We start from the raw sequence: 25719 nt of genomic DNA, 5'->3' as shown, positions 1-25719 counted from the left end.
TTTTCTAGCATAGAAACTCCAACACGCCATGCATATTTTCATCGCCACATGCAATGGAGATGAAAGTCATGGATGGTATTGTCGCCAAGCCCACGGGACATGCGGATGAGCGAGAAAAGCCCTTGTGGGCGGCCGTCGTGTCCCTGTCGCTTGGGGTTTTTGGCTTGGTCACGGCGGAATTTCTGCCGGCAAGTCTTCTGACGCCGATGTCCGCCGATCTCGGCGTCACCGTCGGCGCGGCCGGTCAGTCGGTCACCACCACGGCCGTCGTCGCGGCCATCGCCGGTCCGGCGATCGTCGTCTACACCGGGCGCTTCGACCGGCGGAACGTCCTTCTGACCCTGACCGCCCTTCTGGTGATTTCGAGCCTGATCGCTGGTTTTGCCTCAAGTCTTCCGATGCTGCTTGTCGCGCGCTTGCTGCTCGGCATCGGGCTCGGCGGCTTCTGGGCGCTGTCGCTGGCGCTCGCCATGCGGCTCGTTCCCGCCCGGCTGATGCCGCGGGCGATGGCGATCATCATGTCGGGTGTGTCGATCGCGACGGTCTGCGCGGCCCCGGTCGGCGCCTGGATCGGCGCGACGCTCGGCTGGCGTTATGCCTTCCTGCTCGCTGCCGGCGTCGGCATCGTCACCTTCATCGTGCAGGCGCTGACGGTTCCCCGCCTTCCGCCTGTCGGGACGACCGGCCTCAACACGATCCTCAACGTACTGAAGCGTCCGGCGATCCGGCTCGGCCTTGCGACGATCCTCTTGGTCGTCACGGGTCACTTTGCCGGCTTCACCTATGTTCGCCCGTTCCTTGAGCAGGTGCCGCAGTTCGGTGTCGAGGCGATCACGGCGATCCTGCTCGCCTTCGGTATCGGCGGATTCTTCGGCAATATTGCCGGCGGGTTCCTGGCCGAGCGCAGCACGCGGCTGTCGATGATGTCGGCCGCAGCCGGCGTCGCTGTCACCACTCTGACGCTGGCGCTTGCCGGCGTACTGCCCGCCGTCGCCATTGTTGCCACGGCCGCCTGGGGCTTCGCGTTCGGCGCGCTGCCGGTCAGTGTGCAATCGTTCCTGAGCCGCGCCGCCGGCGACGAGGCCGAAGGTGCGGGAGCAGCAACGCTCACGACGTTCCAGATCGCCATTTCCACAGGCGCGATCCTCGGCGGCCTTCTCGTCGAACTTCAGGGACCCGCAGGCGTCTTCCTTTTCGCCGCGGTCGCAGCAATGCTCGGCACGTCGCTGGTCTCCGTCTATCGCGAACGGACGCTGCAGGCTGCGGAGTAGCCGACCAAGATCAGGGCGGGAGTGGCAACTCGCACCTGCGCCTGCCGGGCCTTAAGGGGTTCGGCAGGCAAGAAAAGTCAACATCCGGATCCGCTCTGGAGTATCAGTTCCCGGGAAGACGACGCTCCCTCCAGCTTGTCTTCGGCACCGCGTCGCCAATGGCGATGCTGAAGGAGGTCACTTCTGTCGCCTCTTCATTGACGACGCATTTGAAATCGACGTCGTACCAATTCGCTTTGCTCTGATAGGCTCCGCCGCTCGCGTCCATCCGGTTCTTCGAGATGAAGCCGCCTTTCGGTCCGAAGGGCACCAGCCCTTCCGGCGGGGTATCCGGTCGTTGGCTGCGGATCTGCTCCAGCGCCTCGAGATTGCACAGTTGCAGGATGCGCCTCTTGACCGGCAGGTTGATCAGCGCCTGTTTCACCCGCGGGTCAGCAATCGACTTTGCCGAGTACAGTTCTTTTGCTTCGGTCATCTTGCTCGGAACCGGCTTGAGTTCGACCTTTGCCGCAGCATCGGCCGGCTTTGCCTTTGCGGTCTCCTGTTCCGACTTGACCTCCTGCGGCTTGGCCTGAGGCGTTTCTTTTGGCTCAGGCTTCGCCTCGGCCACCGTCGAGGCGGCTTTTTCATCCGCCTTCTGTGTGGCGTTCTCGGATGACTTTGCGGGCACAGCCAGAGCCGACAGGGGTTTCGGCTCTTTCACCGGTTCCTTCTTCTCCGCCGGGGGCACCTTTGGCGGCTCGTCCGCTGGCTTTGCCTTGTCGTCCACCGCCTTTGCCGGCTCGGACGTTTCGGTCTTTTTTACCGTGTCCCGTGCAGCCGGCGGCAGCTCGGCCTCCTTGTTGTCCTGCTTGGTCTTGGCCATGGCGGAGGCGAAGGACTGCGGTAACTGCTGCGCCGGCCTGGGTTCCGGCTTCGACTTCGGCTCTGGCTTCGGTTGGGGCTTGGGCTTGGCTTGCGGCTTCGGTTGCTCGGCCTTCTTCTCTTCGCCCTTTTTCGGCCCTGCCTTCTTCTGTTCGGCCTTTTTCTCCTCCTTCGCCTCAGGGGGAGGAACGAGCTCAACGTTGACGGTCTGCTCTTTCGGAGGTTTCGGCAGTTCGAGCGGCAGATCGAACAACAGCAGAAAAACGACGATGAGATGCAGGGCGACCGATGTCGGCGCGCCCCATCCTACCCGTTTCCACCATTTTTCCGCAAAGAGCCGCATCGCCAACGAGATAAACCAATCGATCGGCGGAACCTAGGAACTTCCGCCGATCTCAACAAGAGGTACAGCCCTGGAGTGCACCGGGAGGCCCGGTCGCGCAGCTTCAGGCGAGCGGACCGCGCCGCCACGCGCGCAAGCCAACCACCCGCTTGTCAAAAACGTTCCCGGCGAAAACGAGGCGGCGAAATCTGTTTCGGGCCGCGCGTCAATTTCGCACAAAAATACCTATTATATAATTTCTATAGATTTAATTATTTCAGCACGCATCGGGCGCTTCTGCCGTGGATGCGCAGTGACATTCCTTTATGGCTTGGGGGCCTTCATGCAGCGACATTTCACTCACCGAAAACTTTTCACAAAAGCCTTTGCCGCGACGGCAGCGCTGGCGGCCGGCCTCATCGCCACGTCAGCGCTTGCCGGCGAAACGCTCGACAAGATCAAGGCGCGCGGCGTGATCAAGGTCGGCGTCGGTACCACGCCGGGTTTCTTCTCGCCCGATAGCAGCGGCCGCTGGCAGGGCTTCTTCGTCGATTTCGGCCGCGCCATCGCGATCACCGTCTTCAACGACGCCGAAAAGGTCGAGTTCACCAACTCCTCGCCGCAGCAGCGCCTGCCGGCGCTGCAGTCCGGAGAGTTCGACATCCTGCTTTCGGGCGTGACCCAGACCGTCAGCCGCGCCTTCAAGCTTGGCTTCCATTTCGGTCCCGTCGTTTTCTACGATGGCCAGGGCCTGCTGGTTCGCAAGGATCTTGGCGTCAGCAAGGGCGAGGAACTCGACGGCGCGACCATCGGCGTCCAGAGCGGCACGACCGGCGAGCTCAACATCGCCGACTTCTTCCGCAAGACGGGCAAGGCCTTCACGCCGGTCACGATCGAAGAAACCGGCGAGTTCCTGAAGGCGCTCGACAGCGGCCGTGTCGATGCGCTCACCCAGGACGCGACCGACCTTGCCGCTAAGCGCACGCAGCTTTCGAAGCCCGACGATTACGTGCTTCTGCCGGAGCGTCTGTCGAAGGAACCGCTGGCGCCGGCAATTCGCGCCGGTGACGACCAGTGGCTCGAAATCGTCAACTGGACCGTCTATGCGACGATCCAGGCCGAGGAATTCGGCATCACCAAGGACAATGTCGATACGTTCCTGAAGAGCGAGGACCCTGCGATCAAACGCTTCCTCGGCGTCGATCCCTCGCTTGGGGAAGCGATCGGCCTTGATCCGAAGTTCGCCTACAACATCGTCAAGACCGTCGGCAATTACGGCGAAATCTTCGAGCGCAACGTCGGCAAGGGCACGGCCCTTAACTTCGAACGCGGCTACAACCAGCCTTGGACCGCGGGCGGCCTCCTCTACTCGCCGCCGTTCCGCTGAGCCGCTTCATGGTTTTTCCCATGACACGCCATAGCCGACCGGGCCCTTCGGGGCCCGGACCTGTCTCGCGGCTGCGCACCTGGATCGGGCCGCTGCCACTGCTGCAAGGCCTGCTTTTCGTCGTCGTGCTCCTGCTCTTCGCATTCCTGGGTCAGAACACCGCCGACAGCATGCACCGCATGGGGCTGACGCCGGGCTTCGCCTTTCTCTCTCACCAGGCGAACTTCGAGATCGGCGAGAGTCTGCTCTCCTATTCCGCCGGCGACAGCTATGCCCGCGCGCTTGGCGCCGGCATTGCCAACACGATCAAGGTCGCGGTCGTCGGCTGCCTGCTTGCAACCGTGCTCGGCGTTGCGCTCGGCATCGCGCGACTCTCGGGCAACCTGCTGCTGGCCAGCTTCGTTCACTCCTATGTCGAGCTTTTGCGCAACACGCCGTTGTTGCTGCAACTCTTTCTCTGGAGCGCCATCATCCACGCGCTGCCGCCGCCGCGCGGCGCCTATTCTTTCCTCGGCAGCATCTATCTCAGCAATCGTGGCGTCTATCTTCCCTCGCTTTCGGTCGAAGGCTTGCCAGCGGTGGTCTGGCTTTCGGTGGTGGTGCTGGCTGTCCTCGCCGCGCTCGTCCTGTGCCGTCGCCTGTTTGCAGGCTCAGCCTTCTATCTGCCGAAGTCGGCCGGTGCTGCGCTCGGGGCGCTTGCCCTCTGCTACCTCACCCTCACCTCCCTAGGTTTCGCGGCCTCTGTCGAAATCCCCGCCAAGGGCGGCTTCAACATTCGCGGCGGCCTGTCGCTGACACCCGAGTTCGCAGCCCTGCTGATCGGCCTCGTCGTCAATGCCTCGGCCTCGATCTCCGAGATCGTGCGCAGCGGCATCCAGTCGGTAAAATCGGGTCAATGGGAGGCGGCCCGGGCGCTCGGGCTGAAACCCGCTCAGATCCTGCGCCTCGTCGTGCTGCCGCAGGCGCTTCGGGTGATTACGCCGCTAATGATTTCCAGCTTCCTGGATCTGACCAAGAATTCAAGCCTCGCGGTCGCGATCGGCTACCCGGACCTCGTCAGCGTCGCCAACACGACGGCGAATACGACAGGACAGGCGCTGGAGGCGATCATTATCATCGCCGCCGTCTACCTGACCATCAGCCTTGCGGTTTCGGCCGTCATGAACCTCTACAACCGCCGCGTGGTTCTGCGCGAGGAAGGAAAGCGATGAGCCAGATCGAACTTGCGCCGCCCGTCGCGCCCGACTGGCACCGTTGGCGCGACGGCCTCTTCAGCGGCTGGGCCAATGGCCTCGTCACGCTTGCCACGCTCGCGGCGATGCTCTGGCTCGCACTTCCCTTTTTCCGCTGGGCCGTCGTCGATGCCGTGTGGTCCGGCACGTCGGCCGATTGCGCAACAGAGACGGCCGGCGCCTGCTGGGCCTTCGTCGGTGCCAAGTTTCGATTCATGCTCTTCGCCTTCTTTCCGCCCCCGCTGCAATGGCGACCGGCGTTGGTGCTCACTCTCATCACGGCGCTGCTCACGGTCTCTGCCCTTCCCCGCTTCTGGAGCTTCCGCCTGGTACCGGTCTGGCTGCTGGCCCTTGTCGTGATCTGGCTGCTGATGGCGGGCACAGCCGGCATGGAACCGGTGTCGACCAATCATTGGGGCGGATTGCCGATCACGCTCACCGTCTCGATCGCCGGCCTCGCCTTCGCCTTCCCGATCGCGCTGCTGCTGGCGCTTGCCCGCCAATCGGACATGGGCATCGTGCGGTGCCTGGCAATTGCCTTCATCGAGGTGCTACGCGGCGTGCCGATGATCGCCGTTCTCTATGTCGCCATGCTGATCGTGCCGATGGCGCTGCCAAGCGGTGCTGCCATCGACAAGCTGCTGCGCGCCCAGATCGGCGTTACCCTGTTCTTCTCGGCTTATCTCGCCGAAGTCATCCGCGCCGGCCTGCAGGTGATCCCCTCCGGGCAGAAGGAGGCGGCCTTATCCCTTGGCCTCAGCCGGATCCAGATGCTGCGGCTGGTCGTGCTGCCGCAGGCGCTCATTGCCGTCATCCCGGCAATCGTCAACCTCTCGATCGGCATCGTGCTCAACACCTCGCTGCTCGCCGTCATCGGCATCTACGATCTCCTGAATGCCGCCAAGACTTCGGCGACCGACCCGATCTGGCTCGGCTTCTACAGCGAGGCCTATATCTTTGCGGCGCTGGTCTATTTCGCAATCTGCTTCACCGGTTCGCGCTACAGCCTCTGGCTCGAGCGGAAGCTCAACGCTTCCAATCGCCGCTGAGCGCACGTCGCGCGGGGTTGCGCGCCGCGCGCCGCCGGGCCAAGAGTGCGGCGACATGGAATCTGTGACCGGGCAAGCGCATGGGACAAAAGAACATCGCCATTGTGGGCGGCGGGCCAAGCGGGCTGATGGCGGCGCAGGGGTTGGCGGAGCGCGGCCACGCGATCACCGTCTACGACAACATGCCAACGGTCGCGCGCAAGTTCCTGCTCGCCGGAAAATCCGGCCTGAACATTACCCATGCCGAACCCTACGCCGTCTTTGCCGAACGCTTCGGTGACGCCTCGCCGCGGCTGCGCGCGGCGCTCGATGCCTTCACGCCCGACGAGATAAGGCAATGGGCGGCAGATCTCGGAACCGAAACCTTCGTCGGCTCGTCGGGGCGTGTGTTTCCGGAGGTCATGAAGGCGTCGCCGTTGCTGCGCGCTTGGCTCAAATCGCTGGAAGGTCGTGGGGTCCGGACCCTGACCCGACATCGTTGGACAGGCTTTGAGGGCAACGAGCTCGCCTTCGACACACCTGATGGCAAAAAGCTTGTGAGTGCCGATGCGACATTGCTCGCACTCGGCGGCGCGAGCTATCCCCGCCTCGGATCGGACGCCGGCTGGCTCCCTTGGCTGCAGGAGAAAGGTGTGGCCGTCGCCAGTTTCCAACCCGCCAATAGCGGCTTCGACGTCAACTGGAGCGAAACCTTCCGCGACCGCTTCTCGGGTGCCGCCCTCAAGGGTGTCACCGCCACATCCGCGGCCGGGACGGTTCCTGGTGAATTCGTCGTTTCGAGGAACGGCATCGAAGGCAGCCTTGTCTACGCCCATGCGGCCGCCCTCAGAGATCGGCTGGCGCGCGGCGAAGAGGCCGACCTGGTGGTCGATCTCACGCCGGGAAGAAGCGTTGCGAGACTGGAAAAGGACCTTGGCCGCCTCGACAGCAAGACCAGCTTCTCAAACCGCCTGCGCAAGGGAGCCGGGCTCGAAGGCGTGAAGGCCTCCCTGTTGCGCGAACTGGCGCCCGGAGCCGCCCGGATGGGTCCACCTGATCTCGCTGCCTTGATCAGGGCGCTGCCGATACCGCTGTTGCGCCCGCGGCCGATCGCCGAAGCTATCTCTTCGGCAGGCGGAGTTCAGTGGGATTCGATCGACGAAAGCTACATGCTGAAGGCACTGCCCGGCACCTTCGTTGCGGGAGAGATGATCGACTGGGAAGCGCCGACCGGGGGCTATTTGCTGACCGCCTGCTTCGCCACCGGCCGTGCCGCCGCCCGCGGCATCGACCGCTGGCTCAGCCGATAGATCGATAGACTTTCGCCGCACCCGGTAAAGGCGCGCGGCGAAAGGACTTGAAGGCGCCTTCAACAGGGGCGGCTTACTGGTCGTTCAGCACCAGACCCTTGGTCAGTTCCAGCGCCTGGCGCTCGAAGAGACCGCGGTAGATGCCGCCGTCGAGGCGGATCAGCGCGTCATGCGTGCCCTCTTCGGCGATCCGCCCATGATCGAACACCAGCAGCCGGTCGAGCGCCCGCACCGTCGACAGCCGGTGGGCGATCACCAGCGTCGTGCGTCCGAGCATCAGCCGCTCCATCGCCTGCTGGATCAGCACCTCCGATTCCGAGTCGAGGCTCGAGGTCGCCTCGTCGAGGATCAGGATCGGTGCGTCCGCCAGGAACGCACGGGCGATGGCGATGCGCTGCCGCTCGCCGCCCGAGAGCTTTACCCCGCGTTCGCCCACCAGTGTGCCGTAGCCCTTCGGCAGGGACGTGATGAAGTCGTGGGCGCTCGCGAGCTTCGCCGCCTTCTCGATCTCGCTCTGCGTGGCGTCCGGTCGCGCATAGGCGATATTCTCCGCCAGAGAGCGATGGAACAGGATTGGCTCCTGCTGGACGATCGCGATCTGCTGACGCAGCGACGTCTGCGCCACCGAAGCGATGTCCTGACCGTCGATCCGGATCTGCCCGGATTTCAGGTCGTGCAGACGCTGGATCAGCTTGACGAAGGTCGTCTTGCCCGAGCCCGAATGCCCGACAAGACCGACGCGCTCGCCCTCCCGGATCGTCACCGAGAACCGATCATAGAGCGGCTTGCGGTGTGCACCGTAGTGGAACGTGACATCCCTAAACTCGATGCGACCATCGGTGATCCGGATCGGCTTGGCGTCCGCCTTGTCCTCAATGCCGAGCGGCTGGCCATGGATGTCGACGAGCTCCTCCATGTCGTTGATCGAGCGCTGCAGGTTGCGGATATGCTGCCCGACTTCACGCAGGTAACCCTGCAGGATGAAGAACGAGGTGAGCACGAAGGTGATGTCACCGGCCGTTGCCTGCCCGCGCGACCATAATAGCAGCGCAAAGCCGATCACCGCCGCGCGCAGGATGAGCAGCATGGCCCCTTGCGTCGTGCCGTTGGTCGTGCCGCGTATCCAGGTGCGGCGCGTGCGGTCCCGCCACTTCGCAAGGACCTTGGCAAGACGTGCGTCCTCACGGCCTTCGGCGCCGAAACCCTTGACGACGATGTTGCAGCTCACCGCGTCGGCCAACGCACCGCCGAGTTTTGTATCCCATCGGTTGGCAAGGCTCGCCATCGGCGCGACATAGCCAAGCGACAGGAGGATCGTCACGACGATGAAGACGATCGAGCCGATGCCGATGATGACGCCCATCATCGGCCAGTAGAACGACATCAGTACCGTCGAACCGACGAGCATCACGACGGACGGGAAGAGCGCGACCAGCAACGTGTCGTTCAACAGGTCGAGTGCCCACATGCCGCGCGTCACTTTGCGCACCGTCGAACCGGCAAAGCTGTTGGCGTGCCAGTCGGTCGAAAAGCGCTGGATGCGGTAGAACGCTGCCGACGCGATGTCGGCCATCATTTTGAGCGTCAGATCGGTGACGCCCAGGAAGGTGAAGTGCCTGAGTATGATCGCGCCCAGCGAGAGCGCCATCAGCATCCAGAATGCCGCGATCGCCGCATTCCAGGCAAGCTGATCGGCTGCCCCACCGGAGACGATGGCGTCGACAAGCCGGCCGGAATAGAGCGGCGTCAGGACGTCGGCGAGCGTCGACAGCAGAACCATGCCAAGGATGACGCTGATCCGCAGCGGCTGCCGCTTCCAATGGACCCAAGTAAAACCAAGAACGCTGCGGAACGCACCGCCGCGCAGATCGAAACGAGTAAAAGCCATAACGATTGCCCGATGCCCGTGCATCGGCCTCAAAACTGATTTAAAACGGAGTATGCCGAAAAAAGGAACCCAGCTTCCGATGCGGCATCATTGGTTTGGCAGCGTCCTCCGGGGAGGAAGGGCCATGGTCAGCGAAACGAACTCCGACCTGGAAAAGACGGAAAGGCGAAGGTGCCCTTCTGCGTCCAGCTCAGAACTGTACGCCGCCCCGTAGGGAGAAAGAAAAAGCTGGCATCTTTTGAAACCTCCCTGATTGGTTGCCGGATGACGACCTATAGGCGAATCGGGCGCAACCGCCAAGTGCAGAAATCTTGCCATGGCGCCAATCGTCGCGGCTGCGGCCGGTTTGCAACAGTCGCTGGACGCAGATCGCGAACGTCGAGAACGCCGCGCCCTGCCGCGCGGCGTTCCAATCCTCGAGCAAGGTCAGCCCTTGCAATGCTCGGCGTGAGCCTTAGAAGCTCACCTTGAGCTTGGCGTTGACGCCGTGGTCGGAGACGCCCGACGCAATCTGCCCGGTGTAGTTGACGCCGAAGGTCGCGGCAGTTCGACGTCGCGATCATCTCCGTCAGCGGCATAGACCAGGACGGCGACGTCGGCGACGACGACCATGCCGAAGTCGCCGCCGTCTCGGCCGCCATGCAGCAAGCCGCGCGCGTGATCCTGGCGGTCGACAGCAGCAAGTTCGGCCGGCGCGCGCCGGTGCGCCTTGCCTCGCTTGCCGATATCGATGCGCTTGTGACCGATGAATTGCCGGACGGGCGTCTCGTCGCCTTGCTGCGCGAACATGGTGTCAGCATTCACTGCTAGCCGTGCCCCGTAGCTTGTCAGGTTTCCAGACGGGGGCTTGAAACCCTTACGGCGGCACCACACATAGACGTCAACGGATTGCCCGTGGAGCCCGAGGGATAACCGAAGGCTCCCGGCACGGCTCGCGCGAAAACGCTGACCACGGATGTACTGGCAGTGTGACGCAGCGAACGGGAAAAGGTCGGCCTTGCCGGCCTTTTTTGTTTGCGCCACCGCTTCGGCCCGATCGGAGGCTGGCCGGCGCTGCTACCAGCGGACGGCCAAACGCGCGCCAATGGCTCCAAGCAGCGTCAGGCCAAGGACCGCGATCGTGTACCAGGTCGCAACGAAGAGCGGCGAGTCATCGGGGCAGTGGGCCGCATAGAATGTCGCAGCGATGCCTCCGGCGGCAAGCCCCGCCAGCGCACCGGAAAACGCCGGCCGCGATGGTGCGCCGTGGCGCAGCGCCAGCAGGAAGAGCGCAAGGGGCGCCAAGCCGATCAGAGGAATGAAGGTCAGGCAAAGCAGGCTGTTGGTGCCGATCAGTTTTGCAGCCCAAGTATCAGACGGCAGGGCGATCAGCTCCAGCGCGACACCAACGAGCACCAGAACCGGCGCAATGCAGAGATAGGGCAGCAGCTTGCGCAACTCGGCTTCGGGCCAGGCGGCGACCCGCATCGCGGCAAAGGCCGCCGCCGCCAACGCAATGGTGACCACGAACTTGAACAGGAAGCGCAGCGTCTCGACAGCGGCGGCGATATCCGGCCGCGGCCCGAGCATCATGAAGAAGACGAGCCCGGCGAGCACGAGCGCCCCGCTTGCGGCGCCCAGCCACACGGTGTTCATGGACAATCCGGGCCGCCGGGTATCCGCTGCAAGAGCCTTGATGAGATCGTTCGTGTCCATGTCAGCTTCGTCCAAATCGGCGGGCGATTGCCGCAAGGCCGCGGTGAAGCGCCACGCGAACCGCCGTTTCGTTCATATCCAGTCTCTGCGCCGTTTCGGCGACCGTGCAGCCTTCGATCGAGATCGCGTTGACGACCGACCGTTGCCCGGGTGCGAGGCCCTCCAGCGCCCGGCCGATCTCCCAATCGCGAGCCTTTTCGGTTTCGACGCTCGCAAGAGTTTCTTCATATTCCTCGATGCCCACCGTCGGGCGGCGGGCCTGCCGCCGGACGGCATCGACGAATTTGTGCCTGGCGATCGCATGGAGCCAAGGGATAACAGGCGCATCGTCTCGCCAGGTATGACGCTTGACGTGCACCGCCAGCAGCGCCTCCTGGACGATATCCTCCGCATCGACGCCGCCGCCCACGGTCCACCGCCGCGCCCAACCGCGGATCACAGGCGCTGCATCGCGCAGGAAGTCGCCATAGGCCTTCTCGTCACCGGCCACGGCCTGGCGAAGCAGTCTTGCGAGATGTTCGTCGTCCGCGCCGCTCACCCGCGCCTTTCCTCCCCATTCGCTGATTCCAGGCGTTTGTTACACACTCATCCCAAATTCGCATGGGCAGCGCTGTCAAGCCGGCTGACATCATCGTGACCGCTCGCGAACGCATCACGAAAGCGTGTTGCCAACGTTATGTAACGTCCCCTGTCTCCGCGACGAAAGACCTGATGTGCGCCTGAGACAGGACGCACGGGATGAGTTCAACACGGAGATAGAATGATGTCCATGAAGTCCACGATCAGCAGCGCAATGCTCGCAAGCGCGGTTGCCGCCGCCCTGTCGACGCTCGCGACCGCGGCACCGCTCACCGAAGCACAGGTCAAGAGCGCGATGGATGCGGGCAAGGAAAAGTGCTTCGGCGTCGCCCTCAAGGGTCACAACGATTGCGCCGCCGGACCGGGCACGACCTGCCAGGCCACGTCCACGGTCGACTATCAGGGCAACGCCTGGAAGTTCGTCGATGGCGGTACCTGCACAACCATGGAATTGCCTGACGGCCGCAAGGGTTCGCCGCAGCCGCTCGCCCGCGACATGCCGTCCTGATCCATCACAGAGCTGAACGGGAGCGGGCAACCGCTTCCCGTTCCGCACGGACGTTCACCAAACGGTGGTGAGCCAAGGCATGCAATCGCCCGCCACCGAACCCCACACGGGCATGGAACAGGATTGGCGATGAGCACTTCAACAGGATACGGCGGCCGGTTTGCCTTGGTGAGCCAGCGTCTGCCGAAACATGGAATCGTCGGGCTGGCGGGAACCAGCTTCAAGCACCAGCACCTGCCGGCGATCCTTGCCGACGATGCGCCGGGCGGTTTCTTCGAGGTTCACGCGGAAAACTACATGGGTGCCGGGGGCGCGCCGCATGCAGCACTTGCCCGGATCCGCGAGGACTTTCCAGTCTCGCTGCACGGCGTCTGCATGTCGATCGGCGGGCCGCAACCGCTGGACCAGACGCATCTCGCCCGGTTCAAGGACCTGATCGAACGCTACGAACCGGCCCTCGTCTCCGAGCATCTCGCTTGGTCGACCCACGAAACCACCTTCTACAACGACCTCTTGCCGCTGCCCTACACCGAGGCGACCGCCGCTCGCGTCGCCGATCATATCGACGAGGTCCAGGAGACGATCGGCCGCCGGCTGCTGCTCGAAAATCCCTCAACCTATGTCACCTTCCGGGAATCGACGATGAACGAGACGGCGTTCATTCGCGAACTGGTAAGACGCACCGGTTGCGGGCTGCTGCTCGACGTCAACAACGTCTTCGTCTCGGCCACCAACCAGGGTTACTCCGCGCTCGACTATCTCGGGGACTTTCCGCTGAAGCATGTCGGTGAGATCCATCTCGCCGGGCATGCGGAACAGCAGGACGACGAGGGCGAGTTGTTGCTGATCGACAGCCATAACGGGCCGGTCGCCGATGCCGTCTGGAAACTCTATGAGCTGGTCATCGCCCGGACCGGCCCCATCCCGACGCTGATCGAATGGGACAGCGCCATTCCCGACTGGCCGGTGCTGAAGCGCGAGGCCACGGCCGCACAACGGATCCTCGACCGCCATGCGCAGGTGACGTCACGGGAGAAGTTCCGTGCAAGCGCCTAGCAGAATACCCACCGCGCCCGTTGGCGCCGCCGGCAGTTATGTCGCCCGCTTCGTGCCGCCGCTTCTTGATCCGGAACAGCAGACGCCGGCGCTGGTCTCCGGCCCGAACGGCAAGGCGGCGGTCAAGCGCTTCAACGTCTACCGCAACAACGTCACCGTCAGCCTGATCGAGGCGCTGGCGGCGACCTTTCCGGCGACTGAGCGTATCACCGGCGAAACCTTCTTTCGCGCCATGGCGCGTTTTCATGTGCGAGAAACGCCACCGACCTCGCCGCTGCTCTTCGAGTACGGCCGGGACTTTCCCGATTTCATTGCCCGCTATGAGTACGGGCAATCGATGCCCTGGCTTGCCGATGTGGCGCGGATCGAACGCGCCTGGCTCGATGCCTATCACGCCGCCGATAGGCCGGCGCTGACGCCCGATGCTCTCGCCGCCGTTCCGCCGAACCGGCTCGGCGACGCCGTCTTCGAGGCGCACCCGGCGACCCGGATCGTCCGTTCCGACTATCCGGCCGTGACCATCTTTGCCGTCAACCGGGCGAGCGGACCGGTCGACCGCATCGAGACCTTGGCGCCGGAAAGCGCGCTGATCACCCGCCCGGAACTGGAGGTGGCTGTCCGCAACCTCACACCCGGAGCCGACATTCTGCTCGTCCGGTTGCTGTCTGGCGTTCCCCTGGCCACGGCGGCAACGGAAGCAGCAAGCCAGTATCCCTCGCTCGACCTTGCCGCCGTCATCGCAACGGCGCTCGAGGCCGGCGCCTTTTCGGCCATTCATTACGGAGGATGAAACCATGATGTCCGCATCCAGCTCCCGAAACAGCGTCAATGCCACCGACCTGTCGCACTGGGCCCGCCGTGCGAACCGGGCGGTCGGCGCGCTCGCTCCTCTCTGGCTCGCGCAACTCGTCCTGCGCTTTGGCCTGGCGGTGCCGTTCTTCCGGTCCGGCATGAGCAAGTGGGACGGCTTCCTACAGTTGAACGACGTCGCCGTGCTGCTCTTCAGGTCGGAGTTCCAGCTGCATCTTCCCGGCGGGCCCTACCCCTATCCGGCGCCAGCCGCCATGGCCTTTACCGCGGGTTCGGCCGAGATCCTTCTGCCGATCCTGCTGGTGTTCGGTCTGGCAACCCGCTTTGCCGCACTCGGCCTGCTGGTGATGACCGCAGTGGTACAGCTGACCGTGCCGGATGGCTGGCCCATCCACATCACCTGGGCGGCGATGGCACTCGGCCTCATGGCCTCCGGTCCCGGCAAGCTGTCACTTGACCACCTGCTCTGCGCCTGGCGCGGAGACCCCTACAAAAGCTGAGCCCATTCCGGCGCCCGCATCACCTGCGTGCGCCAAACCTGATCCCCACGGCAGCATCGACGGCGGCGTGCGAATATCATCGCACGCCACCGTCGCGGTTTTCAAGATTCGCAGACATTAAGTCCAATATAGACATTTTAGTCTACACGTGATTTAAGGGCGGTTCCTGAAGAAAGGGAAGGCCGTGAACCCCGAACTCCGCCCGCATATCCTAGTCTGCGACGCGATTGCCTTGCTGTTCCAGCCCTATGCCGAAGTCGTGCTGCACGATCTCGCAACCGAAACCGTCATCCATATCGCAGGGAATTTCTCCAAGCGGGAAATCGGCGAACCCTCGCTGCTCAGCGAGATCGGTTTCAAGGAAGCGGACGGGATCATCGGCCCCTACGAGAAGGTCAATTGGGACGGCCGCTCGATCAAGTCGATCAGCGCCGTGCTGCGCGATATGACCAACAAGGCGATCGGTGTGCTCTGCATCAACGCCGATGTCTCAGACTTCCACGCGGCGCTCCGCACGCTCAACGCGCTTGTCCGCGTGCCGGTCACCGACAAGCCGGAGAGCCTGTTCAAGGAGGACTGGCACGAGCGCGTCAACGAGTATGTCCAGCAATGGACGGCGTCCCGCAGGCTTACGATCTCGGCCATGAGCCGGACCGACAAGCAGGCGCTGGTGATCGCCCTTTCCTCCGATGGTGCCTTCGGCGGCAAGAACGCCGCCTCCTACATCTCCCGCATCCTCGGCATGGGCCGGGCGACCGTCTACAAATATCTGAGCGGGGGCAGCGCACCATGATCGTCATCGACCGCGAAAAACTCGCGAGCCTGCCCTTGCTGACACTCGCGGCCCCGGCGATCAGCGACGCCTATATTGCCGTGACCGATGGCCGCGCCAACCTGCCGCCGGTCGGCTACCTGCCGCTCAACGGCCGCAATGCCGATTGCCATATCAAGTACGGCTACATCGAAGGCGATCCGATCTTCGTCGTGAAGATCGCGTCCGGTTTCTATGACAACCCGACCAGGGGGCTGCCATCCAGCAACGGCATGATGGTTGCAATCTCCGCCGAGACCGGAGACGTGGTCGCGGTGCTCGACGACAAGGGCTTGCTGACCGATCTGCGCACCGGCATCGGCGGTGCCATCGCGACCATGGCCTTGTGGCGCAGCGACACCCGCTCGGTCGGGATCGTCGGCACCGGCACGCAGGCGCGTATCCAGATCCGCGCGCTCGCCGCGCTCTCGGATCGAAAACTTCATTTCACCGTCTGGGGACGGTCACCGGAAAAGATAGCCGCAGTACGAGCCGATCTTGCGGACCTTGATCTTTCCATCGAGGCGACAACCGACTTGGAAGCGCTGTGCCGCCAATCCGATGCGATCGTGACGACGACACCCTCGAAAGAGCCGCTGATCCGGTCGGACTGGATAGCTCCCGGCACGCACATCACCGCCATGGGTGCGGATGCGCCGGGCAAGCAGGAGCTCGACATCGCGCTCGTTGCCCGCGCCGATCGGCTTTTCGTCGATCTCTCCGAGCAATGCCTAGATCACGGCGAATTCTCCGCCGCTGCGCGGGCAGGATCGATCGGCGAAGGCCACTGCGTGGCGCTCGGTGCAGTGCTTTCCGGTGCAACACAAGGCCGAGGCTCGGACCAGGACATCACCATCGCCGACCTGACGGGGATCGCGACGCAGGACATCGCCATCGCCCGAACCGTCCTCGATGAACTCGGCCTGCTCGGGCGTATGGAAGGAACAACACCGTGAACACCAATATCTTCGAAACAGCAGCTCGCTCCGTCCAGGCGCGCCAGCGCATTCGTCCGTTCATCTATGAGACGCCGCTGATCCCCTCGCGCGCAGTCGGACGGCAAACATCCTCGACTGTGCTGTTCAAGGCGGAGAACCTGCAGCTGACCGGCTCCTTCAAGATCCGAGGTGCCATCAGCAAGATGACGTCGCTGCCGCGGGATCAGCGGGTGATTACCGCCTCCTCCGGCAACCACGGCATCGGTGCTGCCCATGCGGCAAGCGCGATCGGTCAGAAGCTGACCGTCGTCTTGCCCGAGATCGTCAAGGCGGCGAAGCTCGAACGCATCCGCTCCTATGGCATCGATGTCATTCTCCACGGCGGCGAAACAGGGCTCGCCGAACAGGAAGCCCAGCGGCTGGCCGCATCGGACAAGCGTGTCTACGTCTCGCCTTACAACGATCGTGAGATCATCGCCGGACAGGGAACCATTGCGCTCGAACTGCTGGAACAGGCCGAACGCATCGACAATGTCTTCGTCGCCATGGGCGGCGGCGGGCTGATCAGCGGCATCGGCTCGGTGCTGAAGAGTTTCAGCCCGCACACCCGCGTCATCGGCGTTTCCGCCGCGAACTCGGCGGCGCTCGCCGTGTCGATGAGAGCCGGCCGCGTCGTCGAAACCGATCATCTCGACACGCTCGCCGAAGCGGTCGCCGGTGGTCTCGATGAAGACAGCGTGACGCTTGGGCTATCGATGGCCGTCATCGATGAGGTCGTGACCTGCAAGGAAGCGGAGATCGAAGCGTCGATGCGCGACCTGCTTCTGGACGAGCATATGCTGGTCGAAGGGGCTGCAGCCCTCGCGCTCGCCGGCTTCCGCCAGGTCGCCGAAAAATACGCCGGCCAGACCAATGTCGTGCTGCTCTGCGGCGGCAATGTCGATGGCGCGAGCATGCTGCCTACATTGCTTCGCTAGGCGACGACCAGCGTCAAAGGCTGACCCGCTCGACGTAATAGCGCGGGATCTTCACCCGATCCCGATCGCGATAGAAGTCGATGCAGAAATCGACGAAGGCCTTGAAGCGTTTCGACACGTGCCGGCGGCGCGAATAGATGAGGTTGATCGCCGTCTGCGGCGAGCGCCAGTCGCGAAGCACCGGTTCCAGCAGGCCGGCCTGCCGCTCGGTCTCGACGAAGAAGTCAGGCAGGTAGGCGATGCCCTCGCCTGCCACCGCGAAATACTTGATCGTCCAGTAGTCGTTGGTGGTGCAGGTGGCTGCTGGTAGCAGGTCCACCTCGTCCTCGCCAGGCCTCGTCAGGTACCAGGATTGCAGCCGCGTCGGCTGGCGGAAGACGAGGCCGCGATGACCGGCAAGTTCGTCCGGGTTTTCCGGCTGTCCGTGGCGGGCGATGTATTGCGGACTGGCGAAGAGACCATAGGACGAGACCGAAAGCCGCCGGCTGATGTAATCCACATCCGACGGCTCGCCCCAGTGGAAGATACCGTCGAGCGCCTGTTCGGTGACATCGGAAAACGGCCGACGCGAGGAGAGAAAGACGACGTCGAGATTGACCTGGGGATACTGCTGGCGAAAGGCGTAGAGCAGTTCCGACGTGATCGTCGTGCCGAATTCGCCTGTCGAGCCGACCCTCAGCGTGCCTGCCACCTCCTGGCGCATCTCCGCCATCGCGGTTGCCGCATCGTCACAATTCGACTGGATGAGCCGTGCATAGCGCAGGAATTCGGCGCCCGCATCGGTCACATGCAGCTGGTGCCCCTCGCGCACGAAGAGCTCGATGCCGAACTCGTCCTCCAACTGACGGATCTTGTGGCTGAGCGTCGACTTAGGCAGCCGATGCCGCCTGGAAGCCGCTGAAATCGAACGGGAATCCGCAACCTTTACGAAGCAGTCGATAAGCGAGAGATCCATATTTCGTCCAAAATCTTGGATGATATGTCCAGAAATTAGCCTATTTCGGCCCATTGTGCAAACGGATGGGAATTGGGAATATTCACTGGAGCTAAGGGAGAAGAGGTTCCAGTGAGCGATATCAGAGAATTCATTCGCGCCGCATCAGGCACCGGCGGCAAGGCAACGCTGGCGATCCGGGGCGGTCGCCTCGTCAATGTCGTCTCGGAGGAAATCTATCAGGCCGACGTCGCCATTTATGGCGAACGCATCATCGCCGTCGGCGACATCTCCGACTATATCGGCCCTGAGACCAAGATCGTCGACGCCACGGGCAAATATCTCGCGCCGGGCATGATCGACGGGCATCTGCATGTCGAATGCTCGAAGATGTCGCTGACGAGCTTTGCCAAGGCCGTCGTTCCGCTCGGCACGACCTCGATCGTCACCGGCCTCGACCAGATCATCGTCGTCGGCGGGCCGGCTGCGGCACGCGAGTTCCTCGATGAAGCCAAGCAGACGCCGCTGAAAGTCTTCTGGGGCGCGCCCTGCAAGACGCCCTACACCATGCCGCGCTCGACCGTCGGCCACTACTTCAGCCCAGCCGACCACCAGGCGACACACCACTGGCCGGAATGCGTCGGCATCTGGGAGACGGTGCGCGAGTTCATCCAGGAAGAAGACGCCGACGTGCTGGCGGCGCTTGAACTCGCCGAGAAGAGCCGACTGCCGGTGCTTGGCTGCTGCCCGATGACGCGCGGCGCACGGCTTAACGGCTACCAGCAATCCGGCGTTCGCGCCGATCACGAAAGCTACACGCCGGAAGAGATGCTCGAAAAGCTGCGGGCCGGCATGCATGTCGTTGTGCGTGAATCCTCGATCTCCCATTTCCTCGCCGACAACCTGCGCATCGTCACGGAAATGGGCGTGAAGGCGCTGCGGCGCATCAGCTTCTGCACCGACGACGTGGTGGCAAGCGACATCCTCAAGCGCGGCCATCTCGACAACATGGTGCGCATGGCGATCGCCATAGGCATTTCGCCGATGGCAGCAATCCAGATGGCAACGATCAATGGGGCCGATGCGCTCAGGATCGACGACAAGGTGGGTTCGATCTCGCCCGGCCGCGCCGCCGACATCCTGCTCGTCAACGACCTGCGCGATTTCAACATCGAGACGGTCATCGCCAAGGGCGAAGTGGTCGCCCGTGACGGCAAGATGGCGATCGAGCTGACGCCGCCGGTGCGCAGCGTTGCCCTGCTCAACTCCGTCAAGGTCGCACAGCTTCAGCCCGGCGACCTCAAGGTCGCCTATGACGGCGCCGGCGACACGGCCGAGGCGTTGGCGATCGCCGTCACGCCGGAAAAGATCTTCGTGCGCACCCGTCGCGACGTGACCCTTGCCGTCAAGGACGGCCAGGTCTTCGCCGACCCCCAGAAGGACGTCCAGTATGTCACCGTGGTCGAACGTTACGGCAAGACCCGCAACCGCCCGGTCGCCTTCACCTCCGGCTTCGGCTTGCGCGAAGGCGCGATTGCCAGCTCGACCGCGCCCGATGACAACAACATCATCTGCATCGGCGCCGACCTCGAAGACATGCGCGTCGCCATCAACCACCTGATCGCCAACAATGGCGGCCAGGTCGTGGTCAGGAACGGCAAGGTCGAGGCCTTCCTGCACCTACCGATCGGCGGCATCGTCTCCGACATCGAACCGGCCGAGATGGCGGCGCTGGAAGACCAACTCGACGATGCGGCCCGAGCCCTCGGGTGCCCGCTGCCCTGGCCTTTCATGTACATGTTCGTGCTGCAGATCACGGCAATTCCGGAATACGCGATCACCGACCTTGGCGTCGTCGATTGCGTGGGCTTGAAGGTGATCTCGCCGTTTTCGCCCGCAAGCGGAGACGAGCGCGCGGAAGCTGCGGAATAATGCTCAAGGAGGGGGCCGGTCATGCCGGCCCCCTCCGTCGTTTCAAAAAAGGGGAACAAAATGAACATTCAGAACAAGTCCGTGGAGGCGGCACCTAGCCCGGGGGGATCCTGGCTTCACGCGCTTCTCCACCGCTACTTCCAGATCTCACGCTTCGGCTCCACCGTCCGTACCGAAATCCTTGCAGGGCTTACGACGTTTCTCGCAGCCTCCTACGTGATCGTCGTCAATCCATCGATCCTTGCGCATGCCGGCATTCCGTTTTCGGCAGGGGTGACGGCGACGGTGCTCGTCAGCTTCATCGGCAGCTGCGCCATGGGGCTTTATGCGCGCAGCCCCATTCTGGTGGCGCCCGGCATGGGCATCAATGCGCTCTTTGCCTACACCATGGTGGTCGGCGCCAAGGTGCCGCTCGAAGTCGCACTCGGCTGCGTCTTCTGGGCCGGCGTGCTCTTTACCGTCATGGCGTTCTTCAATCTGCGCCAGACGATCATCGAGGCGATCCCGGTCGATCTGCGCTATGGCATCGCCTGCGGCATCGGCCTCTTCATCGCGCTGATCGGCCTGGAAAACGCCAAGTTCATCGTCGCCAATCCCGATACGATCGTCGGCCTGACGCAGTTCAACCCGGTGACGCTCACCTTCATCGCCGGCTTTGTGTTGACGGTCGCGCTGGTGGTGCGGCGGGTTCCTGGCGCGATGATGGCCGGCATGATCCTGACCACGATCCTCGCGATCCCGATCGGCCGCTGGTGGGGCGACGGCAGCGCGTTTTGGCCGGAGGCGCCTGATGTGCACACGCTGGTCAATTGGAGCGGTTTCTCCGCCGCACCGGATTTCAGCTTCGTTGGCCAGATCGATCTCCTGGGCGCGCTGAACCTGATCTACCTGCCCTTCATCTTCGTCTTCCTGTTCACCAATTTCATCGAGGCGCTGTCCACCTTCCTCGGCCTTGCCGAAGCCGCCGACCTCAAGGACGAGACCGGCATGCCGCGAAACATCCGCGAATCGATGCATGTCGATGCGATCGCAGCACTGATCTCGGCGCCGCTCGGCACCAGCCCGGCCACGGTCTATCTCGAATCCGGCGCCGGCATCCAGCAAGGCGGCCGGACCGGCCTCGTCGCGCTGGTTGCGGGCTTGCTCTTCCTGCCCTTCCTCTTCCTGTCGCCGCTCTTGTCGCTGGTGCCTGCGGTTGCGACAGCACCTGTCCTGATCCTGACCGGGCTCTTCATGTCCGAGCCGATCAGCAACATCCGCTGGAACGCGCTCGATGAGGCGATCCCGGCGTTCCTCGCGATCGTGTTGATCCCGCTCACCTTCTCGATCACGCTCGGCCTGTCGCTTGCGATCATCGCCTATGTGCTGATCAAGCTGGTCTGCGGCCGGGCCGGCGATGTAAGACCGGTCATGTGGTTCGTCGCGCTGCTTGCCGCAGCGCTCGTCGCCCAGACCCAGTAACTCAGCAAATCCTTCGGCGCCCCCATTGATGGAAGGGCGCCGACATCGCCCATTCGAAGGAAACTGTCATGCTTCAATCCTGGTCGAGAACCGCACCCGAACTGGTCGACGTTGCCATGGGCCGCAAGCCGGCCGATCTCGTGATCCGCAATGGAAAATGGGTCAACGTCTATTCCGGCGAGATCATTCCCGGCACCGATATCGCCGTCAAAGCTGGCCGCTTCGCCTATGTCGGCCCGGACGCCGGCCACACGATCGGCGCCGACACCAAGGTCGTCGATGCGAACGGCCGCTACCTGGTGCCCGGCCTTTGCGACGCCCACATGCATGTCGAAAGCGGTCTCGTCACCGTCACCGAATTTGCCCGCGCGGTGATCCCGCACGGAACGACCACCATGTTCATCGACCCGCACGAGATTGCCAACGTGCTCGGCCTCGATGGCGTCCGGCTGATGAACGAGGAAGCGCAGAGCCTGCCGGTCAACGTGCTCGTCCAGGTGCCGAGCTGCGTGCCGAGCGCGCCGGGCCTTGAGACCGCCGGCGCCGAGCTTTCCGCTCAAGATGTCGCCGAGGCGCTCGCCTGGCCGAACGTCATCGGCCTTGGCGAAATGATGAACTTCCCCGGTGTCGCCGGCAACGATCCGAAGATGATGGCCGAGATCGCCGCGACCCAGGATGCGCGGCTGACCGTCGGTGGGCACTATGCCTCGCCGCATCTCGGCCGCGAATTCCACGCTTATGCCGCCGGCGGCCCGGCCGACGACCACGAAGGCACGACGGTGGACGACGCGATCGCCCGCGTTCGCCAGGGCATGCGCGCCATGCTGCGCCTCGGCTCGGCCTGGTACGACGTTGCCGCACAGATCAAGGCCGTCACCGAATCCGGCCTCGATCCGCGCAATTTCCTGCTCTGCACCGACGACAGCCATTCCGGCACGCTAGTTCATGACGGACACATGAACCGCGTGGTGCGCCACGCGATCGCACAGGGGCTGAAGCCGATCACCGCCATCCAGATGGCAACGCTCAACACCGCCCAGCATTTCGGCCTGGAGCGCGAGCTCGGATCGATCGCGCCGGGCCGGCGGGCGGACCTGATCGTCACCTCCGACCTTGCCGGCCTGCCGATCGAGATGGTGTTTGCCCGCGGCGAACTCATGGCCGAAGGCGGGACGCTGGTGCGCGACATCCCGGCCTATGTCTATCCGGAAAGCGCCCGCAACACCGTCCATCTCGGCCGGATGCTGGCCGCCGCGGATTTCGACATCCCGTCCAATGCACGCGCTACAAGGGCGCGGGTGAACGTGATCGGCGTCGTCGAAAACCAGGCGCCGACGCGCGCGCTCGAGGCCGAGGTCGCAATCGAAAACGGCTTCGTGCAGATGGATAGGGCCAACGATATCTGCCAGATCGCGCTCGTCGAACGCCACCGCGGCACCGGCGACGTCGTCAACGCCTTCGTCTCCGGCTTCGGCTACGGCAGCGATTGCGCGATCGCCAGCACGGTCGCGCATGACAGCCACCACATGATCGTCGTCGGCACGAACAAGGCGGACATGGCCAAGGCCGCCAACCGACTGCACGAGGTCGGCGGCGGCATCGTCGTCATCAAGGAAGGCCGCGAGCTGGCTCTGGTCGAACTTCCCGTTGCCGGCCTGATGTCGGATCAGCGGGCGGAGATCGTCGCCGAGAAGGCCGCGACCATCGTCGAGGCGATGCGCGCCTGCGGCTGCCACTTGAACAACGCCTACATGCAGCACTCGCTGCTGGCCCTCGTCGTCATTCCGGAACTCAGGATTTCGGACAAGGGCCTGATCGACGTCCGGACCTTCCAGAAGACCGACGTGATCTTGAGCACGCACTGACCCGCTCCAAGGAATCGGCCGGCTGATACAGGCGGCCGATCCCTGAGCGCGCGAGGCGCCGAACTGCCCTTCCGAACCGGGGATGGAGGAAGAACAGTCCCCCAATCCCCCGGTTTCTTCGTTTATGGTTAACCCGCGCCTGAGAGAGACGTTCCTTCCGTTTGCCCATCCAAATCAGCCGTTCGTCGACCCTAGGCAGGACACCCTTGTGCCGCAAAGCGTGCTCCAAGCGGCTGTCCTGCAATGGGATCGCGGCTGAAACAGCTTTCGGCTTCCCGTCGAAACGGCGCCAAATTGCATGCAATGATGGTAAATGATAAAAGAATGATCTTATATACAACCGTGCAGGGCAACGGCACCGCGCCGGAGCCCGCCATGTTCCGAAACGAGGTTTCCACAGGTAGTTTTCGGCGCGCGGCAAGGGCATTGACCCGGATACGTCACGCGGTAGCTTTGGAGAAGGACGAACCACGCCGAAGTGCCGCGCGTGCAGTGTCTGCGGGAGGCGGGACCGCTTGCTGTCCCCGGGCGAGTTCGCAACAGAAAGGAAAAGGCAAGTATGCAGGACACTGATGCAACCTTGTCTGCTTCAGCTTCAGTGCAAGATCCGGGCGCGGCCAACGCCGATGAAATCCTCTCGTTCTATGACGAGGCCTTCCATCTGACGAGCGCTTCGCCGGCGCTCCAGGAAACCTACGAAGTCGGCACGCTGGTCGATGCGACGTTGTGGCATCTCTATCCCGAACTGCTTGCTCCCGCCTCCAAGGCGGCAGTCGAGTCCGTGATCGCGCACGGTGTGCCCCGCAGCGTCGAAGTCATCGACGCAACCACCAAATCCCGGCGCACGCTTCTGGTCTTCCGCGCCTTGCGCGGCATTGGCGTGCTCGAAACGGGTGGCCGCTCGACGCGCCGCGAGGTCGGCAGCCATGGCGAAAGCGAAAGGGCGCTGCTTCTCCACCAGGCGACGCACGATGTGCTGACGGGCCTGCCCAATCGCCGGCAGTTCAGCGACGACCTGCAAAACATCCTGCCGACGCCGCGCGAAAAGCTGGCACTGATGCAGATCGACCTCGACGACTTCAAGCCGGTCAACGACACGCTCGGCCACGGCGCCGGCGACGCCGTGCTCAAGATGGCGGCGGAGCGCATCCGTGGCGCTCTTCGCGACGGCGAGGTCGCCTATCGCCTTGCGGGCGACGAGTTCGCCGTTATCCAACGCCACAGCGACCAGCCGACGGATGCCGAATATCTGGCGGAAGCCTTGATCCAGGCGTTCAATGAACCCTTTACGATCGACGGCATTGCGGTCTTCGTCGGCGCCAGCATCGGGATCGCCATCGCCCCCAACGATGGCAACGAGATCGAGCAGCTGATGAAGGCCGCGGACATCGCGCTCTATGCTGCAAAAAAGGACGGCCGCGGCCGGTCGAAGACCTTCAGCCGCTCGATGCTGATCGTGCTGGAACAGCGGGAGATGCTACGTCGCAGCCTGCGCACGGCGCTTCAGGACAGGCAGTTTTCCATCGAATACCAGCCACTCGTCGAACCGCCGTTCTCGATCGTCGGATTTGAGGCGCTGGTGCGCTGGCACCATCCGCTGGTGGGTGTCATCCCCCCCAATGTCTTCATTCCCATGGCGGAAGCCGACGGGCTGATGAACGAGATCGGCCAATGGGTGCTGGAAGAGGCGTGCCGGCAGGCCGCAACCTGGCCGTCGCACTTCACCGTCGCCGTCAATCTTTCGCCGGCCGAATTCCTGCGGGAGGGGCTGACGGACCGGATCGCCCAAGCGATCGACATGGCGGGCCTCAGGGCCGACCGGCTTGAATTGGAAGTCACCGAATCGGTCCTGCTCGAGCGCACGACCAACAACCTGGACACGCTGAATACCCTGAACGTGCTGGGTATCCAGATTTCGCTCGACGATTTCGGCACCTTCTACTCGTCGCTCAGCTACCTCAAGAACTTCCCTTTCGATACGATCAAGATCGACCGCTACTTCATCAAGGACCTCGAGAGCGACGAAAAAAGCCAGACGATCGTTCGGTCGATCATCGGGCTTGCGCATGGCCTCGGCATGCGCGTCACCGCCGAAGGCGTGGAAACGGTCGGGCAGGCGGTCTGGCTGCGGAAAGAGGGGTGCGACCGGCTGCAAGGTTACTTCCTGGGCATGCCGATGCCGGCGGGCGCCATTGGCGCCTATCTTCGCCGCTCGTCGGCTATGGCAACGCTCTAGGCGCATCCGTGCGTTGCGCGGCGGGACGCGCGGCGCAAAACCTGGGTTGTTCACGTGCAAAATCCGGGGGTTGCGTGGTTAGAAATCATTATAGAAAGTGCCGTATGGCCGTGGC

The 25719-nt window shown here is 63.5% G+C and carries 22 protein-coding genes; 17 read left to right on the top strand and 5 right to left on the bottom strand.

The features are described 5' to 3' along the window. The first annotated feature begins 68 nt into the window (after window positions 1–68). Entirely contained in the window at window positions 69–1271 is a 1203-nt protein-coding gene (locus tag AC070A_RS08865; protein ID WP_057255475.1) for an MFS transporter, read from the top strand. 103 nt (window positions 1272–1374) lie between these two features. Here the strand turns inward: AC070A_RS08865 and AC070A_RS08860 are convergent, their stop codons facing one another. After that, a complete protein-coding gene (locus AC070A_RS08860) occupies window positions 1375–2478 on the bottom strand; it encodes a DUF930 domain-containing protein (RefSeq protein ID WP_063891504.1) in 1104 nt (367 codons plus the stop codon). 322 nt (window positions 2479–2800) lie between these two features. On the opposite strand from AC070A_RS08860, the gene AC070A_RS08855 reads away from it, so the two are divergent. From AC070A_RS08855 to AC070A_RS08840, 4 genes are all read left to right on the top strand, one after another. Beyond that, window positions 2801–3844, top strand: a complete 1044-nt coding sequence (locus AC070A_RS08855; protein ID WP_057255473.1) for an amino acid ABC transporter substrate-binding protein — start codon at window positions 2801–2803, stop codon at window positions 3842–3844. A 20-nt stretch (window positions 3845–3864) separates the two neighbouring features. Next, window positions 3865–5055, top strand: coding sequence for an amino acid ABC transporter permease (locus tag AC070A_RS08850; protein ID WP_058327354.1), 1191 nt, complete (start codon window positions 3865–3867; stop codon window positions 5053–5055). After that, on the top strand, window positions 5052–6125 hold the full coding sequence (locus tag AC070A_RS08845; protein ID WP_057255472.1) for an amino acid ABC transporter permease: 1074 nt from the start codon (window positions 5052–5054) through the stop codon (window positions 6123–6125). The genes AC070A_RS08850 and AC070A_RS08845 overlap by 4 nt, the downstream gene beginning before the upstream one ends. Before the next feature lie 80 nt (window positions 6126–6205). After that, window positions 6206–7414, top strand: a complete 1209-nt coding sequence (locus AC070A_RS08840) for a TIGR03862 family flavoprotein (protein WP_057255471.1) — start codon at window positions 6206–6208, stop codon at window positions 7412–7414. A 73-nt stretch (window positions 7415–7487) separates the two neighbouring features. On the opposite strand, the gene AC070A_RS08835 is transcribed toward AC070A_RS08840, so the two are convergent. Beyond that, complete coding sequence (locus AC070A_RS08835; RefSeq protein ID WP_112994089.1) at window positions 7488–9302, bottom strand: ABC transporter ATP-binding protein; 1815 nt, start codon at window positions 9300–9302, stop codon at window positions 7488–7490. A gap of 558 nt (window positions 9303–9860) precedes the next feature. On the opposite strand from AC070A_RS08835, the gene AC070A_RS08830 reads away from it, so the two are divergent. Continuing rightward, complete coding sequence (locus AC070A_RS08830) at window positions 9861–10112, top strand: DeoR/GlpR family DNA-binding transcription regulator (protein WP_082616260.1); 252 nt, start codon at window positions 9861–9863, stop codon at window positions 10110–10112. Window positions 10113–10358: 246 nt separating this feature from the next. Here the strand turns inward: AC070A_RS08830 and AC070A_RS08825 are convergent, their stop codons facing one another. Next, complete coding sequence (locus tag AC070A_RS08825) at window positions 10359–10997, bottom strand: NrsF family protein (protein ID WP_112994088.1); 639 nt, start codon at window positions 10995–10997, stop codon at window positions 10359–10361. A 1-nt stretch (window position 10998) separates the two neighbouring features. Further along, window positions 10999–11535 (bottom strand): sigma-70 family RNA polymerase sigma factor, encoded by a 537-nt coding sequence (locus AC070A_RS08820; protein ID WP_112994087.1) that lies wholly within the window; start codon window positions 11533–11535, stop codon window positions 10999–11001. Between the two features lie 225 nt (window positions 11536–11760). Between AC070A_RS08820 and AC070A_RS08815 the strand changes: the two genes are divergently transcribed. The 7 genes from AC070A_RS08815 (at window position 11761) to AC070A_RS08785 (ending at window position 17176) form a co-directional block, all read left to right on the top strand. Then, window positions 11761–12084 (top strand): BufA1 family periplasmic bufferin-type metallophore, encoded by a 324-nt coding sequence (locus tag AC070A_RS08815; RefSeq protein ID WP_058323170.1) that lies wholly within the window; start codon window positions 11761–11763, stop codon window positions 12082–12084. A 129-nt stretch (window positions 12085–12213) separates the two neighbouring features. Beyond that, on the top strand, window positions 12214–13140 hold the full coding sequence (bufB, locus tag AC070A_RS08810; protein WP_112994086.1) for an MNIO family bufferin maturase: 927 nt from the start codon (window positions 12214–12216) through the stop codon (window positions 13138–13140). Beyond that, window positions 13127–13930 (top strand): HvfC/BufC family peptide modification chaperone, encoded by an 804-nt coding sequence (locus AC070A_RS08805; protein WP_375293106.1) that lies wholly within the window; start codon window positions 13127–13129, stop codon window positions 13928–13930. The genes bufB and AC070A_RS08805 overlap by 14 nt, the downstream gene beginning before the upstream one ends. Window positions 13931–13937: 7 nt before the next feature. Next, complete coding sequence (locus AC070A_RS08800; protein ID WP_112994115.1) at window positions 13938–14450, top strand: DoxX family protein; 513 nt, start codon at window positions 13938–13940, stop codon at window positions 14448–14450. Between the two features lie 184 nt (window positions 14451–14634). Then, window positions 14635–15243: a helix-turn-helix transcriptional regulator gene (locus tag AC070A_RS08795; RefSeq protein ID WP_112994085.1), complete on the top strand. Its 609-nt coding sequence runs from the start codon at window positions 14635–14637 to the stop codon at window positions 15241–15243. Continuing rightward, window positions 15240–16217 carry an ornithine cyclodeaminase family protein gene (locus tag AC070A_RS08790; protein ID WP_492383838.1) on the top strand — a complete coding sequence of 326 codons (978 nt, stop codon included), beginning with the start codon at window positions 15240–15242 and terminating at the stop codon, window positions 16215–16217. The genes AC070A_RS08795 and AC070A_RS08790 overlap by 4 nt, the downstream gene beginning before the upstream one ends. Beyond that, complete coding sequence (locus AC070A_RS08785; RefSeq protein ID WP_112994083.1) at window positions 16214–17176, top strand: pyridoxal-phosphate dependent enzyme; 963 nt, start codon at window positions 16214–16216, stop codon at window positions 17174–17176. The genes AC070A_RS08790 and AC070A_RS08785 overlap by 4 nt, the downstream gene beginning before the upstream one ends. A 13-nt stretch (window positions 17177–17189) precedes the next feature. Here AC070A_RS08785 and AC070A_RS08780 read toward each other — a convergent pair whose 3' ends face one another. Beyond that, window positions 17190–18131: a LysR family transcriptional regulator gene (locus tag AC070A_RS08780; protein ID WP_057255461.1), complete on the bottom strand. Its 942-nt coding sequence runs from the start codon at window positions 18129–18131 to the stop codon at window positions 17190–17192. Between the two features lie 111 nt (window positions 18132–18242). On the opposite strand from AC070A_RS08780, the gene AC070A_RS08775 reads away from it, so the two are divergent. From AC070A_RS08775 to AC070A_RS08760, 4 genes are all read left to right on the top strand, one after another. Beyond that, window positions 18243–20042 (top strand): adenine deaminase, encoded by a 1800-nt coding sequence (locus tag AC070A_RS08775; protein ID WP_492383837.1) that lies wholly within the window; start codon window positions 18243–18245, stop codon window positions 20040–20042. A 60-nt stretch (window positions 20043–20102) separates the two neighbouring features. Further along, complete coding sequence (locus AC070A_RS08770) at window positions 20103–21503, top strand: NCS2 family permease (protein ID WP_112994081.1); 1401 nt, start codon at window positions 20103–20105, stop codon at window positions 21501–21503. Window positions 21504–21571: 68 nt separating this feature from the next. After that, window positions 21572–23368, top strand: coding sequence for an adenine deaminase (gene ade, locus AC070A_RS08765; protein ID WP_112994080.1), 1797 nt, complete (start codon window positions 21572–21574; stop codon window positions 23366–23368). A 559-nt stretch (window positions 23369–23927) separates the two neighbouring features. Beyond that, window positions 23928–25604: a putative bifunctional diguanylate cyclase/phosphodiesterase gene (locus AC070A_RS08760; protein WP_065376615.1), complete on the top strand. Its 1677-nt coding sequence runs from the start codon at window positions 23928–23930 to the stop codon at window positions 25602–25604. The last annotated feature ends 115 nt before the right edge of the window (window positions 25605–25719 follow it).

Source organism: Ensifer sp. GW101-20A05, from assembly GCF_059424735.1.
The sequence above is the reverse complement of the archived record's forward strand: the minus strand, read 5'-3'. Positions and strand labels throughout refer to the sequence as shown.

Coding starts and splice junctions, on each gene's coding strand:
- AC070A_RS08865 (WP_057255475.1), top strand. CDS start 69: ATGGATGGTATTGTCGCCAAGCCCACGGGACATGCGGATGAGCGAGAA.
- AC070A_RS08860 (WP_063891504.1), bottom strand. CDS start 2,478: ATGCGGCTCTTTGCGGAAAAATGGTGGAAACGGGTAGGATGGGGCGCG.
- AC070A_RS08855 (WP_057255473.1), top strand. CDS start 2,801: ATGCAGCGACATTTCACTCACCGAAAACTTTTCACAAAAGCCTTTGCC.
- AC070A_RS08850 (WP_058327354.1), top strand. CDS start 3,865: ATGACACGCCATAGCCGACCGGGCCCTTCGGGGCCCGGACCTGTCTCG.
- AC070A_RS08845 (WP_057255472.1), top strand. CDS start 5,052: ATGAGCCAGATCGAACTTGCGCCGCCCGTCGCGCCCGACTGGCACCGT.
- AC070A_RS08840 (WP_057255471.1), top strand. CDS start 6,206: ATGGGACAAAAGAACATCGCCATTGTGGGCGGCGGGCCAAGCGGGCTG.
- AC070A_RS08835 (WP_112994089.1), bottom strand. CDS start 9,302: ATGGCTTTTACTCGTTTCGATCTGCGCGGCGGTGCGTTCCGCAGCGTT.
- AC070A_RS08825 (WP_112994088.1), bottom strand. CDS start 10,997: ATGGACACGAACGATCTCATCAAGGCTCTTGCAGCGGATACCCGGCGG.
- AC070A_RS08815 (WP_058323170.1), top strand. CDS start 11,761: ATGTCCATGAAGTCCACGATCAGCAGCGCAATGCTCGCAAGCGCGGTT.
- bufB (WP_112994086.1), top strand. CDS start 12,214: ATGAGCACTTCAACAGGATACGGCGGCCGGTTTGCCTTGGTGAGCCAG.
- AC070A_RS08800 (WP_112994115.1), top strand. CDS start 13,938: ATGTCCGCATCCAGCTCCCGAAACAGCGTCAATGCCACCGACCTGTCG.
- AC070A_RS08790 (WP_492383838.1), top strand. CDS start 15,240: ATGATCGTCATCGACCGCGAAAAACTCGCGAGCCTGCCCTTGCTGACA.
- AC070A_RS08780 (WP_057255461.1), bottom strand. CDS start 18,131: ATGGATCTCTCGCTTATCGACTGCTTCGTAAAGGTTGCGGATTCCCGT.
- AC070A_RS08770 (WP_112994081.1), top strand. CDS start 20,103: ATGAACATTCAGAACAAGTCCGTGGAGGCGGCACCTAGCCCGGGGGGA.
- ade (WP_112994080.1), top strand. CDS start 21,572: ATGCTTCAATCCTGGTCGAGAACCGCACCCGAACTGGTCGACGTTGCC.
- AC070A_RS08760 (WP_065376615.1), top strand. CDS start 23,928: ATGCAGGACACTGATGCAACCTTGTCTGCTTCAGCTTCAGTGCAAGAT.